3 protein-coding genes are annotated in these 1,929 nt (G+C 58.2%); all 3 read right to left on the bottom strand.

Going from position 1 to position 1,929, the window contains the following annotated elements; genetic code table 11:
- Window positions 1-40: 40 nt before the first annotated feature.
- Window positions 41-1,054: a ParA family protein gene (locus tag HP499_RS23735; protein WP_081733571.1), complete on the bottom strand. Its 1,014-nt coding sequence runs from the start codon at window positions 1,052-1,054 to the stop codon at window positions 41-43.
- 129 nt (window positions 1,055-1,183) lie between these two features.
- The gene (gene rsmG / locus HP499_RS23730) at window positions 1,184-1,834 is read right to left on the bottom strand and encodes a 16S rRNA (guanine(527)-N(7))-methyltransferase RsmG (protein WP_011776793.1); all 651 of its coding nucleotides are present in this window, start codon (window positions 1,832-1,834) and stop codon (window positions 1,184-1,186) included.
- A 6-nt stretch (window positions 1,835-1,840) separates the two neighbouring features.
- A partial coding sequence (locus HP499_RS23725) for a R3H domain-containing nucleic acid-binding protein (protein WP_375154271.1) occupies window positions 1,841-1,929 on the bottom strand: 89 nt, incomplete at its 5' end.

Genomic DNA, 1,929 nt, shown 5'->3' with positions numbered 1-1,929 from the left:
AGCACGGACCTGCTCAGGCTGTTGCAGTGTTTCAAGAATTCTAGCGTTCGGCGATTTCGGCAGCGGCTTCCATGTAGGAGAGCGCGCCGCTCGAAGAAGGATCGTAAGTCATGACCGTTTGCTGGTAGCTCGGGGCCTCAGAGATACGCACTGAACGGGGGACTACAGCTCCCAGAACCTGCTCGGGGAAGTGCTGACGTACCTCGGAGGCCACTTGCGCAGCCAGGTTGGTACGGCCGTCATACATGGTCAAGAGAATAGTTGAAACAACCAAGTCAGCGTTGAGGTGCTTCTGGATCATCTCAATGTTCTTGAGGAGCTGGCTTAGCCCTTCCAGTGCGTAGTACTCGCACTGAATGGGGATCAGAACTTCACTGGCTGCGCAGAACGCATTGACCGTCAGCAGACCCAAGCTGGGAGGGCAGTCAATGAAGATGAAGTCCAACCGGCCTTCACCATTCTTCTCCCGCTCCTTGGCGTAAACGTCGATGGCTCGTCGAAGCCTCTGCTCGCGTGCCACCAATGAGACCAACTCGATTTCAGCGCCGGCGAGGTGGATGGTGGCGGGGGCGCAGATCAGATTCGGGATGTCAGGGCAGGCAGCAACGACGTCCTTCAGGGGGAGGTCGTTGATCAGGACGTCATAGATACTGTCCACGTCGGCATGATGCTCTATGCCAAGTGCCGTGGAGGCGTTTCCTTGGGGATCGATATCGATCACCAGCACGTTGAGCCCGGCAGAGGCCAGGGCTGCGGCGATGTTCACCGTGGTGGTGGTTTTGCCAACCCCGCCCTTTTGATTGGAGACAGTGAAGATACGGGTTTTATCCGGCTTGGGGAGCTCCCTGCCGATCAACCGCTCGCGCCGGCGGGTTTCATTGGCCAGCTGACGGGCTATCGGACTTGAGTCATCAATGGAATCCATCACGTTATGCACTCCATCAGATACGGTTTCACGTGAAACGGCAGCATTCTCAACCGAATTAGGACGCACAATCGCAGACTGAAGAGACGCGGAGGGTGTAGCCATTGCCCGCGCGGACCCCAACGACATAAACGGGGGGATTCGCTGCGTGGAGGTTTCACTACTGCCCACTGGTCACACTCTCACTCTCATTCGGCGCTTGCTGCCGTTCTCTAGCCTAACTGCTCACCCGCCGACACGCGGGAAACCAAGCAGGTCTCAGGCCGTCTTTCCGGGCTTGTTGACGATAATCCTCACCACGGTGGTGGGTTCCTCCAAAAGCTCCTGTCCACAAACAACAACTGACGTTTCCACGCCGCCCAGTTTGCGGATGACCTTCTTGGCCTTCTCGATCTCCTCGGCCGCGCTGCGACCCTTGATGGCAACAACCTCGCCATGGCCATTCAGGAGGGGAATCGTCAGACCTGCCAGGTTACTGAGAGCAGAAACTGCCCGCGCCGTAACAACGTCGGCGTCCACCATGCCCACGGCGAGCTCAGCACGCGTCCTCATGATGGTGACGTTATCCAGGCCGAGATCGTCCACCACTTCCTGGAGCCAGATGACACGACGCTCAAGCGGCTCAATCAGAGTCAGTTCAAGGTCCGGCCGGGCAATTGCCAGGCAGAGACCCGGCAGGCCAGCACCGGAACCGACGTCGGCGACGTGGCTGTCCATGGCAATGGCAGACTCAATGACTGCACAGTTCAGGACGTGGCGACTCCACAACCGCGGAATTTCCCGTGGACCAATCAGCCCACGCTCAGTACCGGATGTTGCAAGGTGTTCAACGTAGCGCTTGGCGAGATCCAAGCGCTCCCCAAAAATCTTCTCGGCCGCTTCAAGTTCAGCTGCGGTTATTTCGACCATGAGCTGCTAGTCAGCCGAAACGACGATGTGACGGCCTGCGCCTTCGCCTTCTGACTCGGAAACGAACCCAAGGTCAGCCACGGCGTCGTGAACGA

Source organism: Paenarthrobacter sp. CM16, from assembly GCF_013179505.1.
GTDB lineage: Bacteria > Actinomycetota > Actinomycetes > Actinomycetales > Micrococcaceae > Arthrobacter.
Note: the sequence above shows the minus strand (reverse complement) of the source record. Positions and strands in the feature narration are given on the sequence as shown.